This is a genomic window from Microcoleus sp. F10-B2 (genome assembly GCF_036704965.1).
Taxonomy (GTDB): Bacteria; Cyanobacteriota; Cyanobacteriia; order Cyanobacteriales; family Microcoleaceae; genus Microcoleus.
In genome coordinates this window covers 20,200-46,505 of the sequence record NZ_JAUBTB010000020.1, presented here as the reverse complement: position 1 = coordinate 46,505, position 26,306 = coordinate 20,200, and the positions used below count along the sequence as shown (strand labels likewise).

The following is a 26,306-nucleotide window of genomic DNA, read 5'->3' as shown; positions in this document are numbered from 1 at the left end:
TTTTAGATTTTAGATTTTATATTTTATATTGACAAAGATCGATCGTCCGAGTTGACAACAGGTAGCGAAAACCAGAAAGTCGAACCACCGCCGGGAGTGCTTTCGACGCCAATTTCGCCGCCGTGAGCTTTGATAATTTGCTTGGAGAGGTACAATCCCAAACCCAGCCCTGTTAATTGTCGGCTATTAGGGTCGTGAACGTAAAGTTCAAATAGAGATTCCCGCTGTTTGGCACTGATTCCCACTCCATTATCTGTTACAGTACAGCGAACCATTTTTACGGTGACTCCGGGCAATTTGCTGCCGATATTGCCAATTTGGCCCTGATAGCGGGGCATTTTGCAACTGCCGTCGAGGTTGAATTTGGCCAGGGTTTCCTGATTTTTCTGGGTTGTCTCGCCGATCCTAGGACGATCGCCCGCAGCAGATATCCGGTTAGCGATACAGCGGGCAAGCGGATTATTGGGCGATGTTAAAGGCTGTAAATTTTCTTCATAACTTAGCACTGTTTCAACTTCAATTACCTCGGCTTTAAAAGTTATATTGACTCCCGGAGGATTGTGTTTAATAGCATTAGTCAACAGATTTTCTAGCACCCGCTGCAAGTGTTGGCGATCGGCATTGACTTGTGGCAAATCCGCCGAGATTTCCTGAGTCAAAGTTGCTTGGTTTTTGGTCAGCATCGGTTCTAAATCGGCAACAATGGCTGAAGCTAAAGACGGCAAATGCAGCAGTACAGTATTGAGAACAATACCTTTGACCTCGCTAGCGTGAGCGTCGAGCAGGGAATTAACCATAGTCAACTGGTGTTCGCTGGCCTGAACGATGCGCTGCAAAATCGATCGAGAAACCGGAACATCTTGTAGAGAATCAGAGGCCGATTTGTTGAGCAAATTTTTCAGCAGTATTAACATTCCCATAACAGGAGTGCGGAGATTGTGAGAAACTGCGTGCAAAAATAGGTCTTTCAGGCGGTTGCTTTCTTGCAACTCGTGCATTTTTTGCTGTAGTTGGTGGGTGCGTTCCTCCACTTGAGATTCCAAGTTGGCATTGAGAGCTTTTACCTGCTGCAAAAGTTGGGCTTGCTGAAGAGCGATCGCCACTTGGGTAGCGAGTTTTTCCAACAAATCAATTTCAAATTCCTGCCACTGGCGGGGCCCCGAACACTGGTTGACGGCCAAGATCCCGAACAATTCATCCCCCAGGACGATCGGCACATTTAAGGTCGCGCGAATTTGATAGTCGCTGTACAATTGGGCAATTGGAACGCTGAGTTCAACGCTAGCAGTATCGGAGATAGTTCGGACGCGGTTGTTAGCATAAAAAGTTTTCTGGCTTTCGAGGTGATTCTCGTCAGCGAGTACCCACCCCAAAAGAGAACGGCATTGGGCATCCACAGACTCGGCCACAACCTTACCGTATACCGGGCTAGGAAGATTTACCCCGTCCGCGTCCACAATACCGATGAAAGCCCGGTCTGCCTTGAAAAATTGCCGGACTTCGGCAACAGTAGTGTTGAGAATTTCTTCGAGGTCGAGGGAGTTGCGAATTCGCAGGGCGATTTCTGAGAGCAAGCGATCGCGATCGGAGGACGCGCGCAAAGCGGTTTCCGCGCGGTGGCGTTCGGTAACGTCTTGGACTGTGGCGGCGATCGCCCCTGACTGAATGGCCGACTGTTCGCAGACAGTGCGTTCGGAGCCGTCTGGCAGCACAATTCGGTAGTTAATGCAATAGGGTGTGCGCTCAAACATAGCTTGGCGCTGCGATCGCGCCACCAATTCTCGGTCTTCTGGATGTACGGCCTGCAAAAAAACTTCTGGTGTCGGTTTGACGGTTCCCGGAGCAAAACCCAAGAGGCGGTAAAGTTCGTTCGACCACCGCAATTCGATATTGGATATACGATCTGCTGCGGATTCTTGGCAGTTGTCAGTTGCTGTAACGGCGGCGCAATTTAAATCCCAATTGCCCAACTGAGCGATGCGCTGAGCGTTGGCTAAACTAGCTTCGCGATCGCGCAGCATGGCAGCCGTGCGGCGCACCTCCACCAGCGCTTGCTGGCGTTCTGCTACGGCGGCGGCCAACATCAAAGCCACAAGGGCGATCGTACCGGTAAAAGCTTGTAAAAATAAAACCGCCTGTTTGAGATTATCGCTTTTAGCCAAAAACGGGCCACCTCCCTGCACCGCTCCCCAAATCGCGATGTAAGAGACGATCGAATAAGCAAAAATCGCTCCCGCCGGTTGAAACCGCAGGGCAGCCCAAACTATCAGAGGAAAAGGCAGATACTCCAGCGGATACTGAGCGATCGCCGCTTGTATTTTTGAGCAAAAAAACAGCCAGCTCACGCTCAGCAAGAGAGTCAGCCAGAGCGCTATTTCTGAATAATTAATAATTAAAAATAGAAGATTATAGCGGTTTTCATGTGCAGTAAGTTGGCTTGAATATTTTGTAAGTTTTGGTTGGTAATTACCCCAGTTAAAAAATCCTTTTAAACTTGAAATAATCCTCGGTTTAATCTTACCTTTTACACCATTTTCAATAACAGGAAAGATGCCTGTGAAGCGAGAAAAATCATCTCTTGTGGAACAGGAAAGATGCCTGTTCCTAAACAAGTAATTGAAAATAATGAAACATCTCAGTTTTAGTGGAAATTTAAAACTATTAACGGCGTGGTTCAAAGTCAGCAGCACGGGCGTCACAATCAAAATTCCCATGCCGTCTCCGAGCCACGTAGTCCACCAGTTCCGAGAGAAATTGCTCCACTGATCCCAACCAGAAATGCACGTACCCAAGTTGCTGAGGATAGAGCCTAGGAAAGTAGACCCGATGACAGCGCCCGCTACTAAAGCCAGAACATCTCGCAGTCGATCGAGTTTGGTAGAAAATCCGCTCCAAGTCAGCAAAGCCTCTCCAGCCAGCGCTTGCAGGGTGACGCTAAAAGCCGATGCGGCAATGACAGCCGACGGTATACCGCCCGTAGAGTTTAACAGCACTGAACCGAGGACAATTCCCGGCCACATCCGTCGTCCTTGCAGTAGCAGTCCCGCTAGAGCAATACCGGCGGGCGGCCACACGGGGGAGGGTTCGGCTTGCACCAGTCCCAGCATCGACGCTGCGAGTTTTCCGGTAACAAAGTAGGCCAGCGCCAGGATGCCGGTGTACAGAAGCGTTCGAGTGCGGGGGTTGAGCAGTTTCATGTTTAGGTGCGATCGAATCCTCCATTCCTAGTTTTTAATTTAGGCGGCTTTGGGGCGATCGAACTTCCTCCTGACGACTCACCTGACTGGGCGAGTGGGGAGTGGGGAGAGTGGGGGGGAGAGGTTTCTTCGTTATGTCCCTTGAGAAAAATTAGCTCGCTTTACAAACCACAGTCAGCCAGTCAAAAGATAATAACATCGACAAGCCAACGCCCCGCCACCGATCGATTCAAGTTACATCCCTTAACGTCTTTTCCTCACCCTTGACGCAGCCAATGACAGACAAAGATTATCAAAAATGATAGAGTTTCTCTTTAACATAAATAATTTTTTCTGACAACTAACCCCCAGCCCATCTTAATTTTGATGACCTCGATAAAAAAAAGAGCCAACCCTAAGCAGATTTGCCTATCCAAAAAGAAACTATAGCTTTTGGCTTTTACGAATTCGCTAGAGAAAGGTTCAGTTGACCCCCCTCTCCCAATTCTTAACTCTCCCAAAAAACAATTATGCTGCCAGATAAATACCGAAAAGTGCATCGCTGTCTCCCTCTGGCGATGGGAGTTGTATTCGCTACTACCTACAGCATCCCCATCAGCGGCCAACCCAGGATTCCCACACCATCTCAGTCACCAACAACGGAAAACCCAAGCGCATCAGGAACGCAGCAACCCGTGCAAGCATTTGGCGGGCAAATCGCCATGTTTGTGGGGCATGAGAGGAGGGTAGACAGTGCAGTATTTAGCCCCGATGGTCGGCAAGTCCTGACTGCTAGTACAGATAAAACCGCCCGCTTGTGGGATATTCAAGGCAATCTCCTGACTGTGTTCCGGGGGCATGAGAGAGAAGTCACCAGTGCCGTATTTAGTCCCGATGGCAGCCAAATTCTCACCATCAGTGGGGATGGAACCGCCCGCCTGTGGGATATCCAAGGCAATCTCCTAACCGAATTCCAGGCGTTTGACGATCAGTCTGTTATTGTAAGTAGCACTAGAAGTGCAGAATTTAGCCCCGATGGTCGCCAAATCCTCATTAATAGGAGCTTTCAGGATAAAGCCGGCAGGTGGGGTAAACTCAGTTTGTGGGATACCAAAGGTAATCTCAAAGCAGAGTTCCCGATCAGAAGTGACGGATCAGAAGGCTTCGCAAAAGCCGTATTTAGCCCCGATGCTCGCCAAATCCTCGCCATTAGTTGGGGTGGAACCGCCCGCCTGTGGGATCTCAAAGGCAATCTTCTCAAAGAATTCCAGGCGCATAGGCAGGTAGCCCTCATTGGAGTATTTAGTCCCGATGGCAGGCAAATCCTCACCGCCAGCGAGGATAAAACTGCCCGCCTGTGGGATACCAACGGTAATCTCCTAACCGAGTTCCAAGGGCATGAATATCATGTCCACAGTGCAATATTTAGCCCCGATGGTCGCCAAATCCTTACCATTAGTTCCGGAACCGCCCGCATTTGGGATACCAAAGGCAATCTCCTCGCTGTGTTTGGACAGCATGGAGATTCCGACTGGAGTTCTGTCGGAAGTGCAGCAGGATTTAGCCCCGATGGTCGCCAAATCCTTACCAGTAGTAGGGATGGCACTGCTCAAATTTGGGATACGAAAGGCAATCTACTCGCAAAGTTGCGGGGACATGAGGGGTTAGTACAGGCAGTATTTAGTCCCGATGGCAGGCAAATCCTCACCAGCGGTATGGATAAAATCGCCCGTCTGTGGGACGTATCAGCCGCCATTGCGGCAGAATCCGAGCAAATCGCTGCCCAGGAAACCTTTCAGGAAGGCGTGTCCAAAAATAACGCTCAACTGGCAATATTCCGAGGACACAATCATGATGTCCTCAGTGCCGTATTTAGTCCCGATGGTAGGCAAATCCTCACCGCTAGTCAAGATAAAAAAGCCCGTCTGTGGGATCTCAAAGGCAATCTCCTAACCGAGTTCCAGGGGCAGGAGGGGGTCAGCCGCGCAATATTTAGCCCCGATGGTCGCCAAATCCTCACCCTTGGTGCGGATGATAAAACTACCCGTTTGTGGGATACTCAAGGCAATCCTCTCTCTGTGTTGCGGGGGAGTGGCTCTTTAGGAATATACAGTGCAATATTTAGCCCCGATGGTCGCCAAATTCTCACCGCTGGTGGTAGTGGTGGTGGTGATGATACCGCCCGCCTGTGGGATCTTAAGGGTAATCTCCTAGCTGAGTTGAAACCACCTGAGAAACTATGGGGGCGAATAGCCACAAGTGCGGTATTCAGTCCAGATGGCCGGCAAATCCTTACTGCTAGTAACGATAAAACAGCCCGCCTGTGGGATCTCAAAGGCAATCTATTGGTGGAGTTTCGGGGACATGAGGATGGGGTCAACAGTGCAGTATTTAGCCCCGATGGTCGCCAAATCCTCACTGCTAGTGATCATGAAGCCGCCCGCCTGTGGGATCTCAAAGGCAATCTCCTGGCTGAGTTCCGGGGGCATAGAAAGAGACTCACAACAGCCGTATTTAGCCCCGATGGTAATCAAATCCTCACCTATGCTTGGGCTGAAACTGCTCGCTTGTGGGATACCAAAGGCAATCTCTTGACAGAGTTTCGGGAAGATGAAAAATATTTCTACAGTGCAGTTTTTAGTCCCGACGGCAACCAAATTCTCACTATCAGTAATGATGCTGCAAATGGAATCGACCCTGGAATCGCCCGCTTATGGGATACCAAAGGTAATCTCCTGGCTGTGTTCCGAGGGCATGAAAGAGGTTTCGGTGCAGTATTTAGCCCCGATGGTAGTCAAATCCTCACTGCTGGTGATGATGGCACCGCCCGTCTGTGGGATGTATCAGTAGCAATTGCTGCCCAAGCCGAGCAAATGGCAGCGCTGCAAACTTTTCGGGAAAGCGTATCTAAAAATAGCGCTCAACTAGCAGAGTTACGGCACGATAAGTATGGAGTCAAGCGTGCCGTATTTAGCCCGGATGGTCGCCAAATTCTCACCACCACGGGTAAAACCGCCCACCTGTGGCATACCAAAGGCAATCTCTTAGCTGAGCTGCCAGGGGATGAGTATCTCACGCGTACCGTATTTAGCCCGGATGGTCGCCAAATCCTCACCACCACGGGTAAAACCGTTCGCCTGTGGGATAACAAAGGCAATCTCCTCACCGAGTTTCAGGGGCATGAGAAAACTGTGGAAAGTAGTGTAAAAAGTGCAGTATTTAGCCCCGATGGTCGTCAAATCCTCACCGCTAGTATGGATAAAACCGCCCGTCTGTTAGATACCCAAGGCAATCTCCTGACTGTGTTCCGAGGGCATGAAAGAGAAGTCACAAGTGCCGTATTTAGCCCCGATGGTAGTCAAATCCTCACCGCCAGTTTAGTAGATAAAACCGCCCGTCTATGGGAGACAAAAGGTAATCTCCTGGCTGTGTTCCGGCATGAGACATATATCAGCAGTGCCAAATTTAGTCCCAATGGTCGCCAAATTCTGACTGACAGCGTTAATCGACCTGCTCGCCTGTGGGATACTAAAGGCAATCTCTTGGCCGAGTTCCGGGAGGATGTAAATTCAGGCAGGCTTACGCCCTACAGGGCCGTATTTAGCCCGGATGGTAGTCAAATCCTGATTGCCAGTGAGGATGAAACCGCTCGCCTGTGGGATACCAAAGGCAATCTTCTAGCTGAGTTCCGGGGGCATAATTTTAGAGTCAACAGTGCCGTATTTAGTCCCGATGGTCGCCAAATCCTTACTTCTAGTTTTGATAAAACCGCCCGTCTGTGGGATACCAAAGGTAATCTTCTAGCGATATTTCGAGGACATGAGGATGGGGTCAACCATGCAGAATTTAGCCCCGATGGTCGCCAAATCCTCACTGCTAGTAGTGATAGAACTGCTCGCCTATGGGACTTATCACTTGGAATAAAAGTTTCTGCTGCTGAAGTAGCATTTATCAAAGGAACTCAACTTTCTAGCCAAAGCACAGTCGAATCTAAACAACTCGCACTGGCAAAGTTAGAAGAAGCCCTCGCACTCTATCGTGCAGATAGAAACTACGCCCAAGCCACACGTACTCTCCTTTCAATGGGTAAAATTTACGCCAATTTCGGACAATTTCAATCTGCCCTAGACTCCTACAATCAAGCCTTACCCTTATCGCAACAAGCCGGTGCCAAAGCCGAAGAAGCCGCTGTTATTAACAGTTTTGGTCAACTCTACACCGATTTATCTGATCCGAAAAATGCCCTGGATTACTATAACCAAGCTTTGCCCTTATTCTATCAATTAAATGACCAAACAGCAGTCGCCAACACCCTCAACAACATTGGTAATATTCAGGCTGCTACAGGAAACTGGAAAAATGCCCTAGACTCCTACAACAAAGCCCTGGTAATCTCCAGACCCGCAGGTAATTTAGCAGCAGAATCTACTGCCTTAACTGGCATTGGTAGCACCTACATCGCTTCAAAAGAATGGTCAACGGCCCTAAATGCCTACAACCAAGCCCTGAACATCTCCCGACACTTAAACGACAAAGTAAAAGAAACCACAGTCCTCAACCAAATTGGGAAAATACAAGCTGCTTTGGGTCAGAATTCTACCGCACTTGAAAACTATAACCAAGGTTTATCTTTATCTCGACAATTGGGTTACAAAACAGAAGAAGCGCACATCCTCTACAATCAAGCCATCTTAAACCGCCAACAAAATAACCTCGCCGCCGCCAAAACACCAATCGAAACCGCAATTAATATTATTGAAAACCTCCGCACTCAAATCGCTAGCCAAGAACTGCGCCAGTCTTACTTTGCCCGCAACCAAGATTATTACCAGTTTTACATCGATTTGTTGATGCAACTGCACCAGAAAAATCCCGATCAAGGTTACGACGCACAAGCCTTTCATGCTAGCGAACGTGCCCGTGCTCGCAGTCTGCTTGAACTCCTCAGCGAAGCGAGCGCAAATATTCGCCAAGGTGTTGACTCGCAACTGCTAGCACAAGAACAAAATTTGCAACAACAACTCAGCGATTTTCAGACTCGCAAATACCAAATTGTCAGCGCTCAATCCACCCCTGAAGCTGTGAATGAAATTCAACAAAAAATCGACACAGTTCTCAAGGAACTCGCTCAAATAGAAGCTAAAATTCGCGCCAGCAGTCCTCGTTACGCTGCTCTCAAATATCCCGAACCTCTCAACCTGCAACAAATTCAACAACAGGTAATCGATGACAACACGCTACTTTTAGAATATTCTTTGGGTGAGGAGCGCAGTTATTTGTGGGCGGTGACGAAAACTTCTTTCACCAGTTACGAACTCCCTTCTCGCACCGAGATTGAAACCACGGCTAAGAATTTCCGCGATACTTTAACCAAACCCACCACGAGAACCTCTCCTCAAATGGTTGCCGAATCTGCTGGACTTCTAAGCCAAATGATTCTCGCTCCGGTTGCTTCTGAGTTGGGCAACAAGCGCTTGCTAATTGTTGCGGATGGCGCTTTGCAATACATCCCTTTTGGCGCTCTTACTCTGGAAAAATCTGAAGCGCCGCTAATAGTTAAGCATGAAATTGTTAATCTGCCTTCTGCTTCAACTTTAGCAATTCTGCGGCGGGATATGGCGACTCGTCAACCGGCTCCAAAGACGATCGCCTTGTTTGCCGATCCTGTTTTTAGCACTGACGATGAACGGCTCAAAGGCACGAGTACATCGCCTGTAACGAAGAATCAAACTGTTGAAAATCTGCCAGTGGAAGCGCAACAATTACAGAGATCTGCATCAGAGGCAGAAATTTATTGGACTCGCCTACCTTTCTCGCGAACTGAAGCTGAGCAAATCTTGGCTTTGGTTCCCGATGATTTGGAAAAACAAGCGCTTGACTTTACGGCTAATCGTACCACAGCAACCAATCCCGATTTATCTCAATATCGCATTGTTCATTTCGCTACGCACGGATTTGCTAATAGCAAACATCCAGAATTATCTGGATTGGTGCTATCTTTAGTTGATGAGAAAGGTACGTTACAAAATGGCTACTTGCGACTGAATGATATTTTCAATCTCAATTTACCGGCCGAATTGGTGGTGCTGAGCGCGTGTCAGACGGGTTTGGGAAAAGACATTAAAGGAGAAGGGTTGGTGGGTTTGACGAGAGGGTTTATGTATGCGGGCGCGCCGCGTGTGGTGGTTTCTCTGTGGAGTGTTGACGATCGAGTAACTTCTGAGCTGATGACACGATTTTACAAAAAAATGCTCCAAGATAAATTGGCGCCTGCTGCGGCACTGCGATCGGCGCAAATCGAAGTGCTACAGCTTCCACAATGGCAATCTCCTTATTATTGGGCTGCTTTTGGGCTGCAAGGAGAATGGAATTGAGGCCGCCACTGCGTGGGTAGGTCGGTTTTTGTCGGAGTTTTTTCCCTTGGTCTTTTGAACCATTCTAGGCTGGTAAAAATCATATCAAATCCGGTAGCATCGGCATTAATCTTACCCACAGCTTTCGAGATGGCAGTGCCGTTTCCCTACAATTAATCGGGGTAGGGAAACGGCCAGGCGCGGTGTCGAAAGCTTATCATTCCGGTGCAGCCGGAAACGATATTACTTGTTTCCATTGTTGGCAAAAAACCAAAGCTATGTCATTCCCGTGCAACCGGAATTGATATGACTAATGACAACTGACAACTGACAACTGACAACTGACAACTGACAACTGACTTATTAAAATCCAAAAGTCCGCTTGCCATCCGGCTTAACAGTAAGCCAATTGGTCTTTGCCATTGCCAGTTGCTCCTCAGAAACTGTAGCGTTGGTAAGATTCGCCCCGCACAAATTTGCTCCCCGCAAATTCGCCTTAGTCAAATAAGCCCCCGTCAAGTCAGCGCCTCGGAAATCCGCCCCTTCAAAATTGGCAGTGCTGCAATAAGCCTCAGTCAAGTTAGCATCTCGCAAATTCGCCTGAATTAACCGGGCATGGCCCAAATTCGCCCCCGACAAATCCGCTGCTTGCAAATTTGCCTTCACCAACTTAGCCTGATAAAAATTTCCCCCCGCCAACTGCGCTTTTTGCAGTTGCAAACCCGACAGTTCGCAGTCAGCAAAATCGCGCTTGCCTTTAAAATATGCCGCTCGCAAGCTGTTGGTGTCCCACTTAATAAAAGCTTTCGTTACCTTTGACCCTGCTAAATTGCCGCTGGAAGGTGCAACCGTTCCGAAAGTTCTGCCGGACTCAGCCAGAGTCCGGGAAACTCTGGGCTGGATACCCGTGTTCCGGGATTGGGTGAATGAAGTTTTACCGATGCGGCTTTGGTTCGATCGCAAATCTTGACCGATGTTGGTCTGGGGGGAAGGCCACGAAGTAGCCTCACCGTTAAATATCGTCGGTTCTTCAACTGTGCGGCTAGAACCATTGAATTGAGTTGCCAAGCCATCCATAAGACTTGGGTCTTCAAATTCGCCAGAGAGAGCTCTGATCACATCTCCCGCCGATTGGAAGCGGTGCCCAACCATCGGCTTGAGCATTTTATGGAGAATCCGCGCAAAATGTGGACTCACCTGAACGTGGGGCTGCCAAACAATTTCGCCCGTTACGGCATCGAAATCTAAATCCTTGGGCGACTTTCCTGTCAGCAAGTACAAACAAGTCATGCCCAAGGCGTAGATGTCGCTGGCAAATATCGGCCGCAGCGCCATTTGTTCCGGGGGGGCAAAACTAAATGTGCCGACTGAAAATTTCGTGTTGGCGCTTTGGTCGGCGGGGTCTAATAATATGGTTTGGCTGACTTGATCTTTTACCGCTCCGAAATCAATCAGAACTAAGTGGCTGTCTTGAACTCGGCGAATAATATTTGCGGGTTTGATGTCTCTGTGAATTACTCCTTGGCTGTGGATATATTGCACTACTGGCAGAATTTCTAATAGAAAATTTTTAACGTCCGATTCGTTGAAACGGCCTGAGTGCTTGACTTCTTGTTTCAAAGTCGAGCCTTTAACATACTCTTGAACTAAGTAAAATTGCTGTTCCGTTTCAAAATAGTCTAGCAGCCTCGGTACTTGCGGGTGGTCCCCCAGTTGGCCGAGGGTTTTCGCCTCTCGCTTGAATAATTCCCGCGCCATCTCTAAAACTCGCGGCGACGAACTATTGGGTCGCAGTTGCTTGACCACGCAACTAGGTTGACCGGGCAAAGAGATGTCTTTTGCCAGAAATGTAGCTCCAAAACCTCCTTGTCCTAAGGGTTCAATGACTTGGTAGCGAGCGCGCAGCAATAACCGCGCACCGCAAGTCTGACACTGAAGAATAGAGTCAGGAGGGTTTTGAGGATGGGGACAGCCCGGATTTACGCAGTAGCTCATATTGATTGAGTTTGCCTATATTGTTCTGATCTTGTCAGCGTCGCTCGACTGCACAAATAGCCTGTTCCTGCTTCTGGTAGACATACTAATCTATCAGTTTTCGGCAGGCCGTGCCTTCGATTGCGAATTGGAATTGCACCTAAGTCTTTTAGGCCGATATCTTTTCCCTATTTTGATTATCTCGCTGGTGTGAGTTTTTTCGGTTGATTATCCTTGAAGATAGTTTAAAGACTTGCTAAAGTTGTGCTTTTTTGTGTAAAGTCTTTCTAAACTCAGGTGCTTTTTGCGTTTTTAGATGTCTCTAGCATACCTCATTCTCTGAATGAGAATGCTGCTCATCCCCCAACAGACATCTACCTTTGGGCAGAGGACTCGTTTTTGCTGATGTGTACCATAACAGTCTTGACAAAATTAAATTAGTATGCTATTAAAAGCTTTCCAGAATAAATTCTGGGACTCAAAAGTCGGTGCCGACAGGCTACGACTTTTGACTAATAACTACTGAGCACTGACAACTAACTACTGACTAAATTATGCGTATATCTCTAAAGTGGCTCCGGGAATTGGTGGATGTGGCAATATCCCCGGAAGAATTAGCCGAAACCCTGACAATGGCCGGGTTTGAAGTCGAAGAAATAGAAGACCGCCGCCCGTGGGCAAGCGGTGTAGTTTTGGGCAAAATCATCGCCTGCGAACAGCATCCCAATGCAGACAAATTGAGAGTTTGTCAAGTGGATGTGGGTTCTTCAGAAGCTTTGAATATTGTTTGCGGCGCACCCAACGCTAGGGCAGACATTTACGTGCCTGTCGCTGTTGTCGGCACTTATTTATCGACTATTGATTTAAAGATTAAACCTGCTAAATTGCGAGGCGTTCCTTCCGAAGGAATGATTTGCTCCCTGGCGGAATTGGGACTATCTAAAGAGTCAGCCGGGATTCACATTTTCGAGTTAGAAAATCCCGAATTGGGCAGCGATATTCGCCCACTTTTGGGTTTAGACGATGTGATTTTAGACTTGACAGCAACTGCAAACCGTGCTGACGCTTTGAGCATGGTGGGTGTAGCGCGGGAAGTGGCGGCGCTGACTGGGGCGAGTTTGAGAATTCCCCAAGCAAATGGTGTTGTGATTGAGGGCAAAGAAAGTCCTGGTTTGGCAGTAGAAATATCCGAACCGCAAGGATGCCCGATTTACATCGGCACGGCAATTGAAGGTGTGAAAATAGCTGCTTCTCCAGCTTGGTTGCAGCAGCGGTTGCAGGCGGCGGGAGTGCGGCCGATTAATAATGTGGTTGACGTAACTAATTACATTTTGCTGGAATGGGGACAACCGCTGCACGCTTTCGATCGCGATCGCCTGCAATCTTTCACCGGCACTCAAGATATCAGCATCGGCGTCCGCTTTGCCAAAACAGGCGAATCCTTCAAAACCTTGGACGGACAAAACCGCAATTTGCAAGCGCAAAACCTGTTAATTACTGCTAGCGACAAACCTGTTGCCTTAGCTGGGGTAATGGGCGGCGAAGACACGGAAGTTCACGAAGGAACGCAAAATTTAGTTTTGGAAGCAGCGATTTTTGACCAGGCAACGATTCGCCGTTCTGCGCGCGCTCAAGGCCTGCGCAGCGAGGCATCGATCCGCTACGAACGGGGGGTGAATCAGGCGGCTTTGACGACGGCTTGCAACCGCGCTGTCGCCCTAATTTTGGAGTTGGCTGGAGGCACTGCGACGGTGCAGAAAACGGCGAGTGCCGGCGATGATTTGAGTTTTTCGCGATCGCTCGAATTGCGTTTAGACCGAGTAAATCTGGTTTTGGGGCAGTTGAAAAGAGGAGAAACGGGCGGTTCTAAATATCTGGAACCGGAAGAGGTGAAAAATATTCTCACAGCCTTGGGATGCGAAGTTGTTCCAACGGAAAAAGAGCGGGTTTGGAATGTGACTGTGCCGCCTTACCGCTACCGCGATTTAGAAAGGGAAATCGATTTAATTGAAGAAGTTGCCAGACTCCACGGCTACGACAATTTCTGCGATACTTTGCCTAGCAAAACGGAACCAGGTTATCTGTCGGCAGAATACGCGGCAATTCGGAATGTGCGATCGGCTTTTCGGGCGGCCGGTTTGACCGAGTTGATGCACTATTCTTTGGTGAAAACTGAGGGAGACAATCAGGTTGTGCTGGCGAATCCGCTGTTTGTCGAGTATTCGGCTTTGCGGACAGAAATGCTGTCGGGTTTGATTGATGCTTTCGGGTACAATTTGGAACAGGGAAATGGGGCGCTAAACGGTTTTGAAGTCGGCCGCATTTTTTGGAAAGATGGGGATGCAATGAAGGAAGCCGATGCAGTGGCGGGGATTATCGGCGGCGATCCGACTGTGTGGAAATGGCAGCAGTCCGGGCGCGATCGACCTTTGAGTTGGTTTGAAGCTAAGGGGGTTTTGGAAAGCGCGTTTCAGGAGTTGGGTTTGTCCGTAGAATATCAAAGCGATTCCTCGAATACACGCTTGCATCCTGGCCGCACGGCTGCGTTATCGTTAAACGGAAAACATTTAGGAGTTTTCGGACAGTTGCACCCGCAATTGCAGCAGGAAAAGGATTTGCCCGAGCAGGTTTACGTGTTTCAATTAGATTTAGCGGTGCTGTTGGGTGGATTAGGGCGATCGAACAACTTAACTCGCAAATTCGCCGGTTATTCGAGTTTCCCCGCTTCTGACAGAGACATTGCATTTTTCGCACCGGTGGAAGTTCCGGTTGTTGAGATGCAGAGTGCGATGAAAAAGGCGGCGGGTAGTCTGCTGGATTCGGTGGAACTGTTCGACGAATATCGGGGCGACAACGTGCCGGCGGGACAGCGGAGTTTGGCTTTTCGGTTAATTTACCGCGCGGGCGATCGAACTTTGAGCGAAACCGATGTCGAACCGGCACAACAAAAAGTCCGCGATGTCCTAGTTGAAAAATTCGGCGTTAGTTTGAGAAGCTAATTGTAGGGGCGGTGCTAAAAGTGCCCGCCCTCTCTCGACTTACACGCAAAGACTGAGAAACCGGATTTCTTGCAAGATTGCCCGCCACAAATCAATATATTCATAGAAACCCGGTTTCTGCGGCCAAGCGAGTCCTAAATTCATTGAAAAAATCATTAATTTAAAGGTCGCAACATCTCCCGCACAAAAAAAGAACAATCAGGAAATCGCAACAGAGAAATACTATCACCATCCGCAAGAATCACCCGACTTTGATAACCATCCTGACTCGGTTCTCGAAAAACATGAAGTTGCCGATTATTCACATCCAAAACCCAATAATCAGTAATTCCCGACTCAGCATAAATTTTCGCTTTAATCCCGCAATCCGTTCTCAGCGTAGTATCCGCAACTTCAATAATCAGATAAATTTCTGAAGGAATTGGATGGTGGTCTTCATAGTAAAGTGGATCTGGTATAACTACAGAAATATCCGGTTCAGGTTGGGAGTAATTATTCATCCTAACCGGGTCTTGCAGCCGCACCAAAACCCGCTCTCCCAAACGGTTTTCCAGTAGCTTCTCAGTCCGTTTCACCGCCGCACCGTGTGCTGTTCCTTTCGCTGCCATCTTTACTATCTGTCCTGCTAGTAATTCTACCCGTTCATCTCCGTCAAAAATACCAATTTCCGTCATCCGGTCATATTCATGAACAGTCAGCAGCCGAATATCTAATAAAGTCATAGTAACCTCCTTCTCTCTAACAAACCTCTCTATTCCCCTCTATTCCTCTGCGCCCTCTGCGGTCAATTAATCTTAATCCTTAAAATTTTCGTTAAATCCTGTTACTCCTATTGTACAATAATTTTTAAACAAATTCATCTAAGGCTCAAAACCGTGACCAAATATGTGATGTGGGGAAGTTACTGCGAAGACGTTCTCGAAAAACGCGCTCCGTTTCGGGACGCTCATTTAGCAGGATTGGCTAAGCAGAAGGAATCGGGCGTATTAAGTACGATCGGGCCAACCAAAGATTTAACAAAAATTTTTGCAATTTACGAAGCAGAAGATGAGGCTGCCGTGCGAGAATTGGTGGAAGCCGATCCTTATTGGGTAAATGGGGTTTGGACTGAATACGACGTGAAAGAGTGGATTCAAGCTTTTTGAAGCGATATAGAACTTAGGAATTATTTCGTAAGTCGGAACAGAACGTACTCCACTTGACTAATAAATCAATCTCTGCTATCATAGCTGAATTGCATAAGTTGTCAAGCGGTGCGAGGAGGTTGCAGAGTGAATACCCTAAGAACGGCAGGCGGGGATTTAGTTGCGGTTGACTGTAGTGACATATTGGACAAGATTTTAGAAGTTTTAGAGAAGCCAGAGACTCAGAATCCTTTTAAGATACATGGTAATGGCGATCGTCTGCTCATCGACATTGACAGCATAGCCGAAGAAGTCGCAGGTTTGCCCGTAGAAAATCCTTTAGGTGCTTCCGAGCGGAGTGTTCGTACTGCCACAGTCAATTTTACTCCTGGTTTCAAAGAACGTTTTCCAGGTCAAATTACACAGATTAAAAATAGTTTGCAAGCTTTGTTGGATTCGGCAATTAAGCAACATAATCAACAGCTTGATATCAAACAGTATGTGGCTAGCTTAATTACAGATTTGCCGAAACTAAAGAGTCCCTATCCCAAGTTAGACTTTAGCTATCCATTTGGAAAATATTCAGGGTTGCAAAAGCAGCGATTGAGTATCAAAAAAAATTCTAGCAGCAAAGAACTGCTAAAATTTCATAAACTAACTATCACCGTTGGCAACACCAGTAAATTTAACACTGAGCTAAAACAAGGCTTAGAAAATTATGTCAAATTTCAGTTTGCTAGCGCTAGTGAGAGCGATCGCGAAGACTTGGATTATATTCTTAGAGACTTAGAGGAAGACTCTAAATCAGATTTTTACAAACTCAAAGAAATTGTAGATACCGAAAGTATAGGCAAACTAAAAAAACAGGCACAGATATGTTATTTAGAATTTCTCCAAGACAACGTTAGCACAAGCAATAGCGCGTCAAATAATGAGGGGGTAATCTATTTAGAAGACCTAATCCGGCGTCTCAAGCTCATTGATAAATATATCAGCAATCTCGAAAAAGGCGACGGTGATTACTCGGTCAACTATGCGGGCACCGACTTGAATTACCGAGATGCTTTTGCTCGTGCTGAAGCATTCGATATGCTGCCGATTATTCCCAAAATAGAAGGATATTTAGGAGAAACCAAAGACGAAAATAAGGGAGATATTCAGTTTGTTTTTGGACTAAAGCTCAAGTTTAATAACCCAGTTCAAGCCTATGGTGGCAAAACAGTCTTTGAGTATTATCTCAATCTGCTTGACCCTGAAAGTGAGGAACACAAAGCCGAACTTGATAAGCCTGCTAGAAAAGAAATTTTTGCTAGAAAGCTATTGAAGTTAGTATTTTTGTACTACTTCGTTTTTGCCGGAAAAGACCCCTCATCAGAGGGTTATATAGTTAACTCGGACTTAGAATACAATCCTATTCCAGAATTTGAAGAAAACGTACTAAAAACTTTTAACGGGTCTGATGAATCAGCGAAAAAAAAAGTTTTACAAGACATCAAAAAATATTTTGAACAATATAACATTGCCTCTAAAATAGACACGCTCAAAAATCTCCTGCAAAAACTTCTAAAACAAAAGAACTTACCGAAAGAATTTCCGCTCCACATTTCGGTAAAAAGCAGCATTTTAGAGCAGAGTATTGACAAGATTTCTACAAACTCTACATTTTTTCAGTCGGTTTTCGGAAGCAAAGAGAAAAAAGCATTAAAATATATAGCTATTGGTAAAGCAAATGCTGCTCAAAATTCCCTGTGTACTCTGACAGCTCAAATTGAAATTAGTGATGTTCATTATTTTTCTACTGATGACTTACAAAGCTTCAGTATGGAGTATGATATCACAGGTGTTAAAGCTCTACCAGTGCTGCTAATGCCAAAAGAGGACTTGTCCCGAAAAACATATGATAACCTGTTTAAAAAACGAAAATTAGTTGCTTTTCCCTACAGCCTAGCTAGCAATAAGTGGGAGGATAAAAAAAGTTTTGTGTATCGGTTTACTTTCGATTTACTTGCATATACTTCCCTGAAGCTACTTTTGGAAAAGCAGAGTAGATTATTCATTCCCATACTGCGGCTACAACTTAGTAACCAACAATCTGATTCGCCCGTAGAAGAGTTCATGCGTTCTTTATCTAAAAGGTTGTCGCATTTACTAAATGAGGAACATCGTTCTAATTCTCAGGGTATTGATATCAGGAATATAGAATACAAAGCTGCCAATGTGATGAGTTCTCTGTATTCTGTGCTGCCTAAAAAGTTTACCTTTGACAACGAGTCAGACTCTCCAAAAGAACTGGATAAACTCGCTATAGTTATAGTTTCCAGTCGGGAAAGCGATGCTAAGTGGAATAGCGAGCAAAAGCTGTCGAATTTGCAGGGAGAAATTGTGGGAGCGAGGCGTCAAAAGGATGGTTCTGTGAGGCTACAATTGCTCAAAACATTCTCTGAAACCTACGAACACGAACAGATGTTTAAAGAACCCACAGTTGTGCGGGATCAAATAGGGGAAGTTTACGAAATGGGATTCAGGCACTTTCTTTATATTGCCAAAGCTCCCTATTCTAGTACCTTGCACATGACTCAAAAAGAAGATGCTTTATTCTTCATGTCGAAAGATGTGATTAAATATTTTAAGGAAAACTATAATGATATCAAAATTTACCCGATGTTTTTTGATAAATACTATGCAGTCAAGCTATCAGAAACATTGGGAGTAAATTCTTTGTACATTCAGGATACGCTGGAATTGACAGCTCTAGTCAAAGACCCTAGCAAGCGCTCAGTTGTATTTTTTAACCTGTTTAACGGACTGATAGTAGGTTCAGAGGCAGAACGCAACTATAGGGGTGTAATTTCCTATGCTACTTTGTTAAATATCTATAAAGATATACTAGATGATGAACATATTCATCAGGGATTAATTTCTAATACTCAACTCAAAAATGACATTTTGCAGTATTTGACTTTGTTCCACTTTTCGAGATACGAAAAAGAAAGTGGTAGAACTGGTAAAATTAGTTTTAAACTAGACCCTTACGAAAACCTGATTGGAGATCAATCAGTAGGCAAGCTATCTTTGTACAAGCATATGGGAGGAACTGCGGAGTTTAATGCCTTGGCGTTTTTAACCAAAGTTAAAGAAGTATTAAATACACCGGAAGGAGGCACGCATTCATGAAATCTAAGATAGCAGAAGATTTAGGGCGCTTGTTTGAACTAGGGTTTAATATTGGGATTCTTGCCTGCATTAAAGAGAAGAAAATTAAGCATAATTTTGAAAACTTATACCTTCAGGAATTGCAGCAGTTAAGCTTTCCGAAGATCCTCAGAAAAATTACCGATAAAATAATCAGTCCCTTAGAAAGGAAGATGGCTGAAAAGTGGAGCGTATTTTTCCTACAAAAAGGTTTTATATCAGGTTTAAACTTTTTTAGAGAGTACCTGGAATCTACAGGTTGGAACGAGCCAAACAAACTGCGACATCTGGAAATTTTGTATTACCAGTGCTGTTTTTGCGATGAGAGCAGTATTGGCACTTACACTAAAGGTGAGGAACAGTGGTTTGGAGAAGTCTTATCTCAATTTGACCAGATTGAAAATATTTCTCAGTATATTGGACGTTACAAACAGAAAGGCGAGTTTCTGAGAGCGGATACTCTCATATTGCTGCGATATCGCCAGAAGCACTTTAGGATTCTTTGTGTAGACTTGTCTGTGTTTTCGATTAGAACATCTGAGGATGTTACAAATCTGGACTATTTAGAGATTATCAGGCGTTCGTTGGGACGAGATATTAATTACTTGCGATCGAAAAGCGTGTTTTCTCAACTTCGCATAGATACTGAAAGTTGTAAAGTCGAGTTTTCAGAAGGCTTGAAGACATACTTTACTGCTTTTAAGTATTATGACAAGGAGAGTGCTAAGTTAATTCAGGCTGGCGGCTACGCTCATAGTTTCTATGAGTTTCTCCGAGAGACGGGGATGCTTGCTGACGATTCGCGGGTGATATTTAATGCGGTGGGATATACAGATCGCGGAATTAGTGCTATGTCTGTCCGTCCAGAAAATTTAGATGTTTTGAAAACTTGTCACCTGATTTACAAGCATGATTTAAAGGATGAAGAGATAAACGATGCTCGCAGGAAAGTTTTAAATAAAATCAAGCGGAGTGCTTACCACAGTTTCGCTCGCGGTCAAGAGTTTGTTGACTATCTGTTAGCAATTTCAGCAGACCAAATAAATGTTGTGCGTCATACAGAGCGACTTGAGGATTTTTTCAACTCGGTGGGAATTGTACCGGATGAATTGATGCAGCAGTTAGGATTGCTCGGCACTGTGAAACTGCGGGATGCTCATGCTCAACTCATAGAAAAAGCTCTAGAATCTGCCGCTACTTATATCTTTTTGACTGGCAATCCCGGTATTGGCAAGACAACTGCGATCGCCAATTTTCTCAAAAATCACATGGACGATGGATTTCTCTTCTTTTATGTCAGTCCCCGGAAGCAGGTAAATCTAGATATCATCGACAAGTTTAAAAAAGCAGGTACCGACTGTTTGTGCGATGACAAACTATTCGCAATCAATACTCATAGCGACCTAATTAAAGATAGCGGCGGTCAATATACTGTGCAGTATCTCTCAAATCAGCATCAAGAAAATTTTAGATGGCAAGCCGTTCAGTTTGAAGATAGCAGACAAAATGAGCGTCAAGGTAGGCGATCGAACCGACTCAAAAGACAAACAGAAAATGTTATTGAAGATACTGGACTGAAAACTAAGGGCGTACTCAACAGCATTTGTGAAGCGATCTCTACCCTGATAAATGGTCAACATTCAAACAACATTGTCGCTACTGTTTCCATCCAATCTTTAAAAAAAACTGATGCAGGCGACACGTTAAAACATTTTGAAAAAATTTTTAGGAATGCTTACATCGAAAGCGAAAATTTAGTTCTTCCCGATCGCATGAAAGATATATCTAGTCGCCTTAAGCATTTGTTTATCATGATAGATGAAATTACAGGGGATGAGGGAGGAGTAGAGTTTTTAAACGGCATCAACGATATCCTAGCCAGGTATGGGTTGAGGGATAATTCGGAACACGGATTTAACACAAAAGTGATTGTTGCAGATGCTTCTATAGTTGATCCTGCTGTAATCAACCAACACTTGGACGATCCCTCGGCTGAACCTGATAAAATCTATTTTCGCAGGGCTTCAAATCCTGCTTTTCCTCTGTCTGAGGAGCATTTTAAGTTTAAAGGTACTGACGCAACTGTTATCAATGCTAACTCCTATCCTGCTAAAAGCTTAGGTATCACCTATAAAGTTTTTGTTGAGTCTTGTAAGTTTATTGAAGACGCCTTGGTAGAGCGAAATAATAATTTAGTAAACAAAATGCAAGATGAAATTTTAGAGGATATAGAAGCTCTCTTAAAACGCTCTGATGTTGAGCAACTGATAGTCTATATTCAGGACAAACAAAGATTGGTAAAATTAATAGATAAAATTAGAGAGCATCGAGGTCGGTTTCAAAAAGGAACAGATTATATAGAAATACACGTTAACATTGGTGAGGAGGAAAAAGATTTAATCCAAAAATGCAAAGAAGATGTGAAAGTAGTGTTTATGACTGCTTCAGGTAGTCGGGGGCTATCTTTTCCCAAGGCTAAACACATTTTGGTTGAAATTCCCAGGTTTGAAATAGAGAAAAACCTGATGGAAGTGATTCAGGTGATTTATAGGGGTCGCGGGGATGATGAGATTGATAATCAGGACAAAGAATTAATTTTCTATTTGGGCGAGCGTTCAGTTTATTTTGAAGACAACCAGGAGATATCTATACAGGAAAGCAAACTGAGTCTTTTAAATATCCTGTTGATTTTGAAAGCCTCTATAACGACGCGAATTTATGGTTGCGGGCAAATCGGTCAAGATAAATTTATTATAATACCGATCGGTGGCAAGTCTGTGTTAGCTGCTGGTGAAACATTCTCATCCCAAATGAAAAAGTTAATCGATCAGTTGAAGAGCGAGTACAGGAGTCACAGGAGCGATCGGCGTTTACAACAAGTCTATAGCAGTCTAGAAGATTTGTTGGGTCAAGCTGATTTTGAATTGAGAGATAATGTTGACTCCAGCGGTAAATCTCAGACTTCGTATCTTTCACAGCGCGATTTTTTTAACAGTGAGTTTTCACAGTTAGTAAGTAAAGGTTTCGAGCAGTTATTGAGCCTTAGCAACCTCGAACTCGGCTACATTAGTGGCGGTTTGTTAGTGGTGCCTATTTCCTCCAAAATCTTAGAGGAAACCTACACGATGTCCCTCGTCAATATCGCCACCCATGCTAACGGTCAACTTTGGCAAAATATGGAGGAAATTAGCCGTAGCAGTGCGTATCCAGAGAGTTTGCAATTTGCGATTAAGGATGCTATGGAGTTAGTGAAAAAACTGATGGAGCCTGTTAATAAAAAAACACAGAGATTTGAGGAAAGCAGCCAGCGTAATGACCAGTATTATGCCTTGCCATTGTTTGCATTTATTGCTGGTGAAGTATTCAGAAAATATTTTGCCACCAACCCGGAAGAACCGAAATACCAACATTTTCGAGATATCTTGACTGCATATGTCCGGGCACTATATCCTGTCGGTAATGTTCTGCCTATAGGAGATAAGTATCAAAATTTCCCGTTTGTTGTGTTTAGAAGTTACAGTTTAGAGCAGATGAGGGGAAAAATATTTACAGATAAATATCTTTTAAGTTCCAACGAATTGAACGTGCTTAATTTAATTTTGTCGAAGCAGGTAAACTAGACCTCTCGCATTCCCAAACTTTCAATTCCTTCAATAATCGGCGTTTATCTGTGTTTCTATGCCTTGCATCTGCGGTTTCTGTACCAATCAAAGACTTATGCAATGCAAGCCTACTGAAACTTGTAGGCTGCGTCAGCTAGCTGTCACCCCGCAGAGAAAATAAAACTCTTCCGGGGCACCCTACTTGCTACTTGCTAACTTCAAACGGCGTGTATTTTCCCCCCAAAGCTTCAACGATGGTGCGAGTATTAGCCGACATCATTTTCACATAAGAATCGCCCTCGCTTCCGGGCGCCCCAATCGAATCCGAATAAAGTTGCTGCGCCGCCAATTTCACCCCCGCTTCCTCCGCCACAGTTCTAATCAGTTGCGGGTTAATTGTAGTCTCGGCAAAAATAGCAGGAACTCCCGCAGCTTTCACCGATTCTACTAACTTTTGCACCGTTTGAGCGCTCGGTTGTTCCTCCGTACTAATCCCGATCAAACTGTCAGCAATTCCCAATCCGTAAATCCTGCTGTAATATTGAAAAGCATCGTGAGTAGTTACTAATTTGCGCTGATTTTCGGGGATAGTTTTAATCTCTTGTTCGATCCAAATATCCAAGCGTTTTAACTCTTCAGTAAGTTTCACAGCATTCTGCGTAAACTTCTCCCGATCTTCTGGCGAGAGTTCGATTAGCGCATCCCGAATTGCTTCCACCATTTGAACTACATTTTCCACATTTCCCCAAACGTGCGGATCGGGTACGGTATTGCCTTCTTTATTCAGTAGCAAAGGCTTGACAACTTCCCCCACTGCTAATTTCCGCGCCTTAATTCCGGCGGCATTCATTATCCTAATTAATCCCGGTTCCAAATTGTAACCGTTATACAAAATTAAGTTAGCTTGTTCTAAAGCTTGAGAATCTTTTGGCACAGGTTCGTAAACGTGAGGATCGGTTCCCGGCTGCAAAATTCCTGTTAGCTGAACTTCGCCGCCCGCTACTCGATCGGTCAAATCCTCAATAATTGTGCTGGTAGCAACTACCTTGGGTTTAGCATCTGCCTCTGGAGAGAGGCCGCCCTGGGTTTGGGCGCAACTAAATAAACCCACAGTCAAAATGCCGCAAGCAATAGTTCTCATCCAAAATACCTTGGACTTGTTCAATCCAGGGCGGGAGGTTTCAATCCCCCACTCACAGCTAAACTCCCCTTGATAGGATTGCTTTACAATTGCCGTCGGTTTTAACTCACATCTGGCACCATTCTCAATCACCCTTCTATGGGCGGGCAGGATGCCCACCCCACAAGAAAACTCAGTCTTCGCTTCACAGGCCTCTTGCCTCTGATTGAGAATGGTGGAAGATATGAGAAGTTTTAACCGACTTGAGATTTTCGCCACAAAACCTATGGTTTGAGGGGTTTCCAGCTTGGACTGTCGCATTATCTACCTCTGGTGCGTTCCCGATTATTCCTATTTACCGATGATTTCATATTCTTTTCATTTTTACAGTAAACTTAATAAAAAGGAGATATAGTCACCCCCATGAATACCGCCGCCTTCCCCAACGAAAATCCTTGGTCTCAAATGGTTTGCCACCTCAAAGACAGCGCTACCGACACTGAAATTATCACTGTTAAGCACTTAGCAGTAAACTACCGCACGGTAGAGGCACTCAAAGATATCAGTCTTTCCGTCAAACCGGGAAGGCTGACGGGTATTATTGGGCCCAACGGTGCCGGCAAAAGCACGCTGATCAAAGCAATGTTGGGCTTAATTCCCGCAGCTCGCGGCACTGTTACCTGGGGGGAAGAAGCGATCGCCGATCGACTCGAAACAGTAGCCTACGTGCCCCAGCGATCGCAAATTGACTGGAACTATCCCGCCACCGTTTGGGATGTCGTGATGATGGGAAGAGTCAGAAAAGCCGGGTGGTTTCGCCGCTTCTCGGCAGCTAGCCGCCGCACTGCCTCCGATGCCTTAGAAAGAGTAGGTATGAGTGCTTACAAAAACCGACCGATCGGACAACTTTCCGGCGGACAGCAACAGCGAGTATTTCTAGCTAGAGCCTTAGCCCAAGAAGCCGCTATTTTCTGCTTTGACGAGCCGTTTGTCGGCGTTGACCAAAAAACTCAAAATATCATTTTTGAGATATTCCACCAGCTAGCAAATGCCGGGAAAATCGTCTTAGTAGTCAACCACGACTTAGGCGAATCAATCACTAATTTTGACGATTTAATTTTGCTCAATACAGAACTGATTGCCGCTGGTCCTCGCCAAGAAGTGCTAACCCAAGAAAACCTTTACCGCGCCTACGGCGGACAAGTAATGTTCTTTGCCGGACAAGCAGCTTGATTAGCCAGCAGTCAATCGATTTTAGATTTTAGATTTTAGATTTTAGATTGACTTGCGCGAGATAAATGCTCTTTCTTGAGGATTTTCGATTTTGGATTGATTCCACGGATAAATCGCGTGGCGGGTACCACCTTGGAAATTCTTGGTCATTAATCTAGGAGTTGCACTCTTGAACCCGGTTTTTTTGATAATCTTGAATTGGGCAACGATAAATCTCGGATCAAACTCACATCTTGCATCATTCTCAAGAACAGGCAAGATGGCTGTTCCACAAAGAGTGAATTTTCTTTCTTGTGGAACAGGCAAGATGCCTGTTCCTAAAAAGCTGATTGAGAATGGTGCAACATCTCAGATAAAACCGGGTTGCTTTGGTTGTTAGTCATTAATTAGCTGTGATTTTATAATTTTATGATACAAACCTTAATTGAACCGTTGCAGTACGGATTCATGCAGCGATCGCTCGTAATTGCCATTCTCGTCGGCATCGTCTGCGCGATCGTCGGCAGCTACCTAATGGTACAGCGGCTGGCCTTGCTCGGAGACGCCATCAGCCACTCGGTTTTGCCCGGATTGGCGATCGCATTTATCCTCGGAGCGAACATATTTATCGGCGCGTTCATTGCGGGAGTTTTGAGTACAGTAATCATAGCTTGGATCAAAGCTCGATCGACAATCAAAGAAGACGCGGCAATGGGCATCGTATTTTCAGCCTTCTTCGCCCTCGGCATCACCTTAATTACGATCGTCCAAAAAGACAACAAAATCGACCTCAACCACTTTCTTTTCGGCAACATCCTCGGTGTTACTGTCGAAGATGCGATCGACACAGCCGTCATAGTCGCCGTAGTCTTATTAGTTGTAGTAGTCTTTTACAAAGAACTGCTATTTTACACATTCGATCCATTAGGATCTCAAGCCACAGGTTTGCCAGTAAACCTGCTCAACTTCGGATTGATGGTACTCATCGCCCTCACAATAGTTGCCAGCCTCAAAGCCGTTGGCGTAGTGCTTGTTTTGTCCCTATTAATTACACCTGCAAGTACCGCCTATCTCCTAGTCACTCGCCTGCACCAAGTAATGATTTTAGGCGCAATAATCGGAGTGATTTCCAGCATTAGCGGGATGTATCTCAGCTACTTTTATAACTTACCATCCGGCCCCGCAATAGTTTTAGTTGCATCGGGATTATTCGTCCTATCATTGCTGTTCAGTCCGACTCAAGGAATCCTCACCCAGCCCCGCACCAACTCCGGCCAAATTCCTCCAATCTGGCGGGAATTAAAAAATTTAACTAAAGGCCGATAACAACTAACTTTGTAGTAACTCACATCTTGCACCATTCTCAAGAACAGGCAAGATGCCTGTTCCACAAAGAGGGAATTTTCTCGCTTCACAGGCATCTTGCCTGTTCCTAAAAGGTTTATTGAGAATGGTGCAACATCTCAGTAGTAAGGCTTCAGCGCCGCCCATCCCATTGTTAATCAGAATCTTCGTTAATCCCCGTGGATGTGCGGTTCAAAAAAGTCTCTCGAA

At 45.4% G+C, this 26,306-nt stretch carries 12 protein-coding genes; 7 read left to right on the top strand and 5 right to left on the bottom strand.

All coding sequences use genetic code 11. The features are described 5' to 3' along the window. Positions 1 to 23: 23 nt before the first annotated feature. Complete coding sequence (locus tag QUA99_RS10375) at positions 24 to 3,197, bottom strand: MASE1 domain-containing protein (protein ID WP_333235943.1); 3,174 nt, start codon at positions 3,195 to 3,197, stop codon at positions 24 to 26. Positions 3,198 to 3,706: 509 nt separating this feature from the next. Here QUA99_RS10375 and QUA99_RS10370 point away from each other — a divergent pair. Next, complete coding sequence (locus QUA99_RS10370; RefSeq protein ID WP_333235944.1) at positions 3,707 to 9,550, top strand: CHAT domain-containing protein; 5,844 nt, start codon at positions 3,707 to 3,709, stop codon at positions 9,548 to 9,550. A 342-nt stretch (positions 9,551 to 9,892) separates the two neighbouring features. Here the strand turns inward: QUA99_RS10370 and QUA99_RS10365 are convergent, their stop codons facing one another. Beyond that, on the bottom strand, positions 9,893 to 11,524 hold the full coding sequence (locus QUA99_RS10365; RefSeq protein ID WP_333235945.1) for a serine/threonine-protein kinase: 1,632 nt from the start codon (positions 11,522 to 11,524) through the stop codon (positions 9,893 to 9,895). Between the two features lie 533 nt (positions 11,525 to 12,057). Here QUA99_RS10365 and pheT point away from each other — a divergent pair. Beyond that, positions 12,058 to 14,502, top strand: a complete 2,445-nt coding sequence (pheT, locus tag QUA99_RS10360) for a phenylalanine--tRNA ligase subunit beta (RefSeq protein WP_333235946.1) — start codon at positions 12,058 to 12,060, stop codon at positions 14,500 to 14,502. 155 nt (positions 14,503 to 14,657) lie between these two features. Here the strand turns inward: pheT and QUA99_RS10355 are convergent, their stop codons facing one another. After that, positions 14,658 to 15,224, bottom strand: coding sequence for a Uma2 family endonuclease (locus QUA99_RS10355; protein WP_333235947.1), 567 nt, complete (start codon positions 15,222 to 15,224; stop codon positions 14,658 to 14,660). 153 nt (positions 15,225 to 15,377) lie between these two features. Between QUA99_RS10355 and QUA99_RS10350 the strand changes: the two genes are divergently transcribed. From QUA99_RS10350 to QUA99_RS10340, 3 genes are all read left to right on the top strand, one after another. After that, positions 15,378 to 15,647 carry a YciI family protein gene (locus QUA99_RS10350; RefSeq protein WP_333235948.1) on the top strand — a complete coding sequence of 90 codons (270 nt, stop codon included), beginning with the start codon at positions 15,378 to 15,380 and terminating at the stop codon, positions 15,645 to 15,647. Positions 15,648 to 15,773: 126 nt separating this feature from the next. Further along, on the top strand, positions 15,774 to 18,800 hold the full coding sequence (locus QUA99_RS10345; RefSeq protein ID WP_333235950.1) for a hypothetical protein: 3,027 nt from the start codon (positions 15,774 to 15,776) through the stop codon (positions 18,798 to 18,800). Beyond that, the gene (locus tag QUA99_RS10340; RefSeq protein ID WP_333235951.1) at positions 18,797 to 22,438 is read left to right on the top strand and encodes an ATP-binding protein; all 3,642 of its coding nucleotides are present in this window, start codon (positions 18,797 to 18,799) and stop codon (positions 22,436 to 22,438) included. The genes QUA99_RS10345 and QUA99_RS10340 overlap by 4 nt, the downstream gene beginning before the upstream one ends. Positions 22,439 to 22,625: 187 nt before the next feature. Here QUA99_RS10340 and QUA99_RS10335 read toward each other — a convergent pair whose 3' ends face one another. Then, positions 22,626 to 23,861 (bottom strand): metal ABC transporter substrate-binding protein, encoded by a 1,236-nt coding sequence (locus QUA99_RS10335; protein WP_445250998.1) that lies wholly within the window; start codon positions 23,859 to 23,861, stop codon positions 22,626 to 22,628. 102 nt (positions 23,862 to 23,963) lie between these two features. Between QUA99_RS10335 and QUA99_RS10330 the strand changes: the two genes are divergently transcribed. After that, positions 23,964 to 24,773: a metal ABC transporter ATP-binding protein gene (locus tag QUA99_RS10330; RefSeq protein ID WP_333235952.1), complete on the top strand. Its 810-nt coding sequence runs from the start codon at positions 23,964 to 23,966 to the stop codon at positions 24,771 to 24,773. Between the two features lie 42 nt (positions 24,774 to 24,815). Here QUA99_RS10330 and QUA99_RS10325 read toward each other — a convergent pair whose 3' ends face one another. Continuing rightward, complete coding sequence (locus tag QUA99_RS10325) at positions 24,816 to 25,079, bottom strand: hypothetical protein (protein ID WP_333235953.1); 264 nt, start codon at positions 25,077 to 25,079, stop codon at positions 24,816 to 24,818. 102 nt (positions 25,080 to 25,181) lie between these two features. Between QUA99_RS10325 and QUA99_RS10320 the strand changes: the two genes are divergently transcribed. Then, a complete protein-coding gene (locus QUA99_RS10320; protein WP_333235954.1) occupies positions 25,182 to 26,078 on the top strand; it encodes a metal ABC transporter permease in 897 nt (298 codons plus the stop codon). Positions 26,079 to 26,306: the final 228 nt, after the last annotated feature.

What these genes read in the sequence shown, in the direction of transcription:
- QUA99_RS10375 (WP_333235943.1), bottom strand. Translation starts at nt 3,197, where the DNA reads ATGAAACTGCTCAACCCCCGCACTCGAACGCTTCTGTACACCGGCATC.
- QUA99_RS10370 (WP_333235944.1), top strand. Translation starts at nt 3,707, where the DNA reads ATGCTGCCAGATAAATACCGAAAAGTGCATCGCTGTCTCCCTCTGGCG.
- QUA99_RS10365 (WP_333235945.1), bottom strand. Translation starts at nt 11,524, where the DNA reads ATGAGCTACTGCGTAAATCCGGGCTGTCCCCATCCTCAAAACCCTCCT.
- pheT (WP_333235946.1), top strand. Translation starts at nt 12,058, where the DNA reads ATGCGTATATCTCTAAAGTGGCTCCGGGAATTGGTGGATGTGGCAATA.
- QUA99_RS10355 (WP_333235947.1), bottom strand. Translation starts at nt 15,224, where the DNA reads ATGACTTTATTAGATATTCGGCTGCTGACTGTTCATGAATATGACCGG.
- QUA99_RS10340 (WP_333235951.1), top strand. Translation starts at nt 18,797, where the DNA reads ATGAAATCTAAGATAGCAGAAGATTTAGGGCGCTTGTTTGAACTAGGG.
- QUA99_RS10335 (WP_445250998.1), bottom strand. Translation starts at nt 23,861, where the DNA reads ATGCGACAGTCCAAGCTGGAAACCCCTCAAACCATAGGTTTTGTGGCG.
- QUA99_RS10330 (WP_333235952.1), top strand. Translation starts at nt 23,964, where the DNA reads ATGAATACCGCCGCCTTCCCCAACGAAAATCCTTGGTCTCAAATGGTT.
- QUA99_RS10320 (WP_333235954.1), top strand. Translation starts at nt 25,182, where the DNA reads ATGATACAAACCTTAATTGAACCGTTGCAGTACGGATTCATGCAGCGA.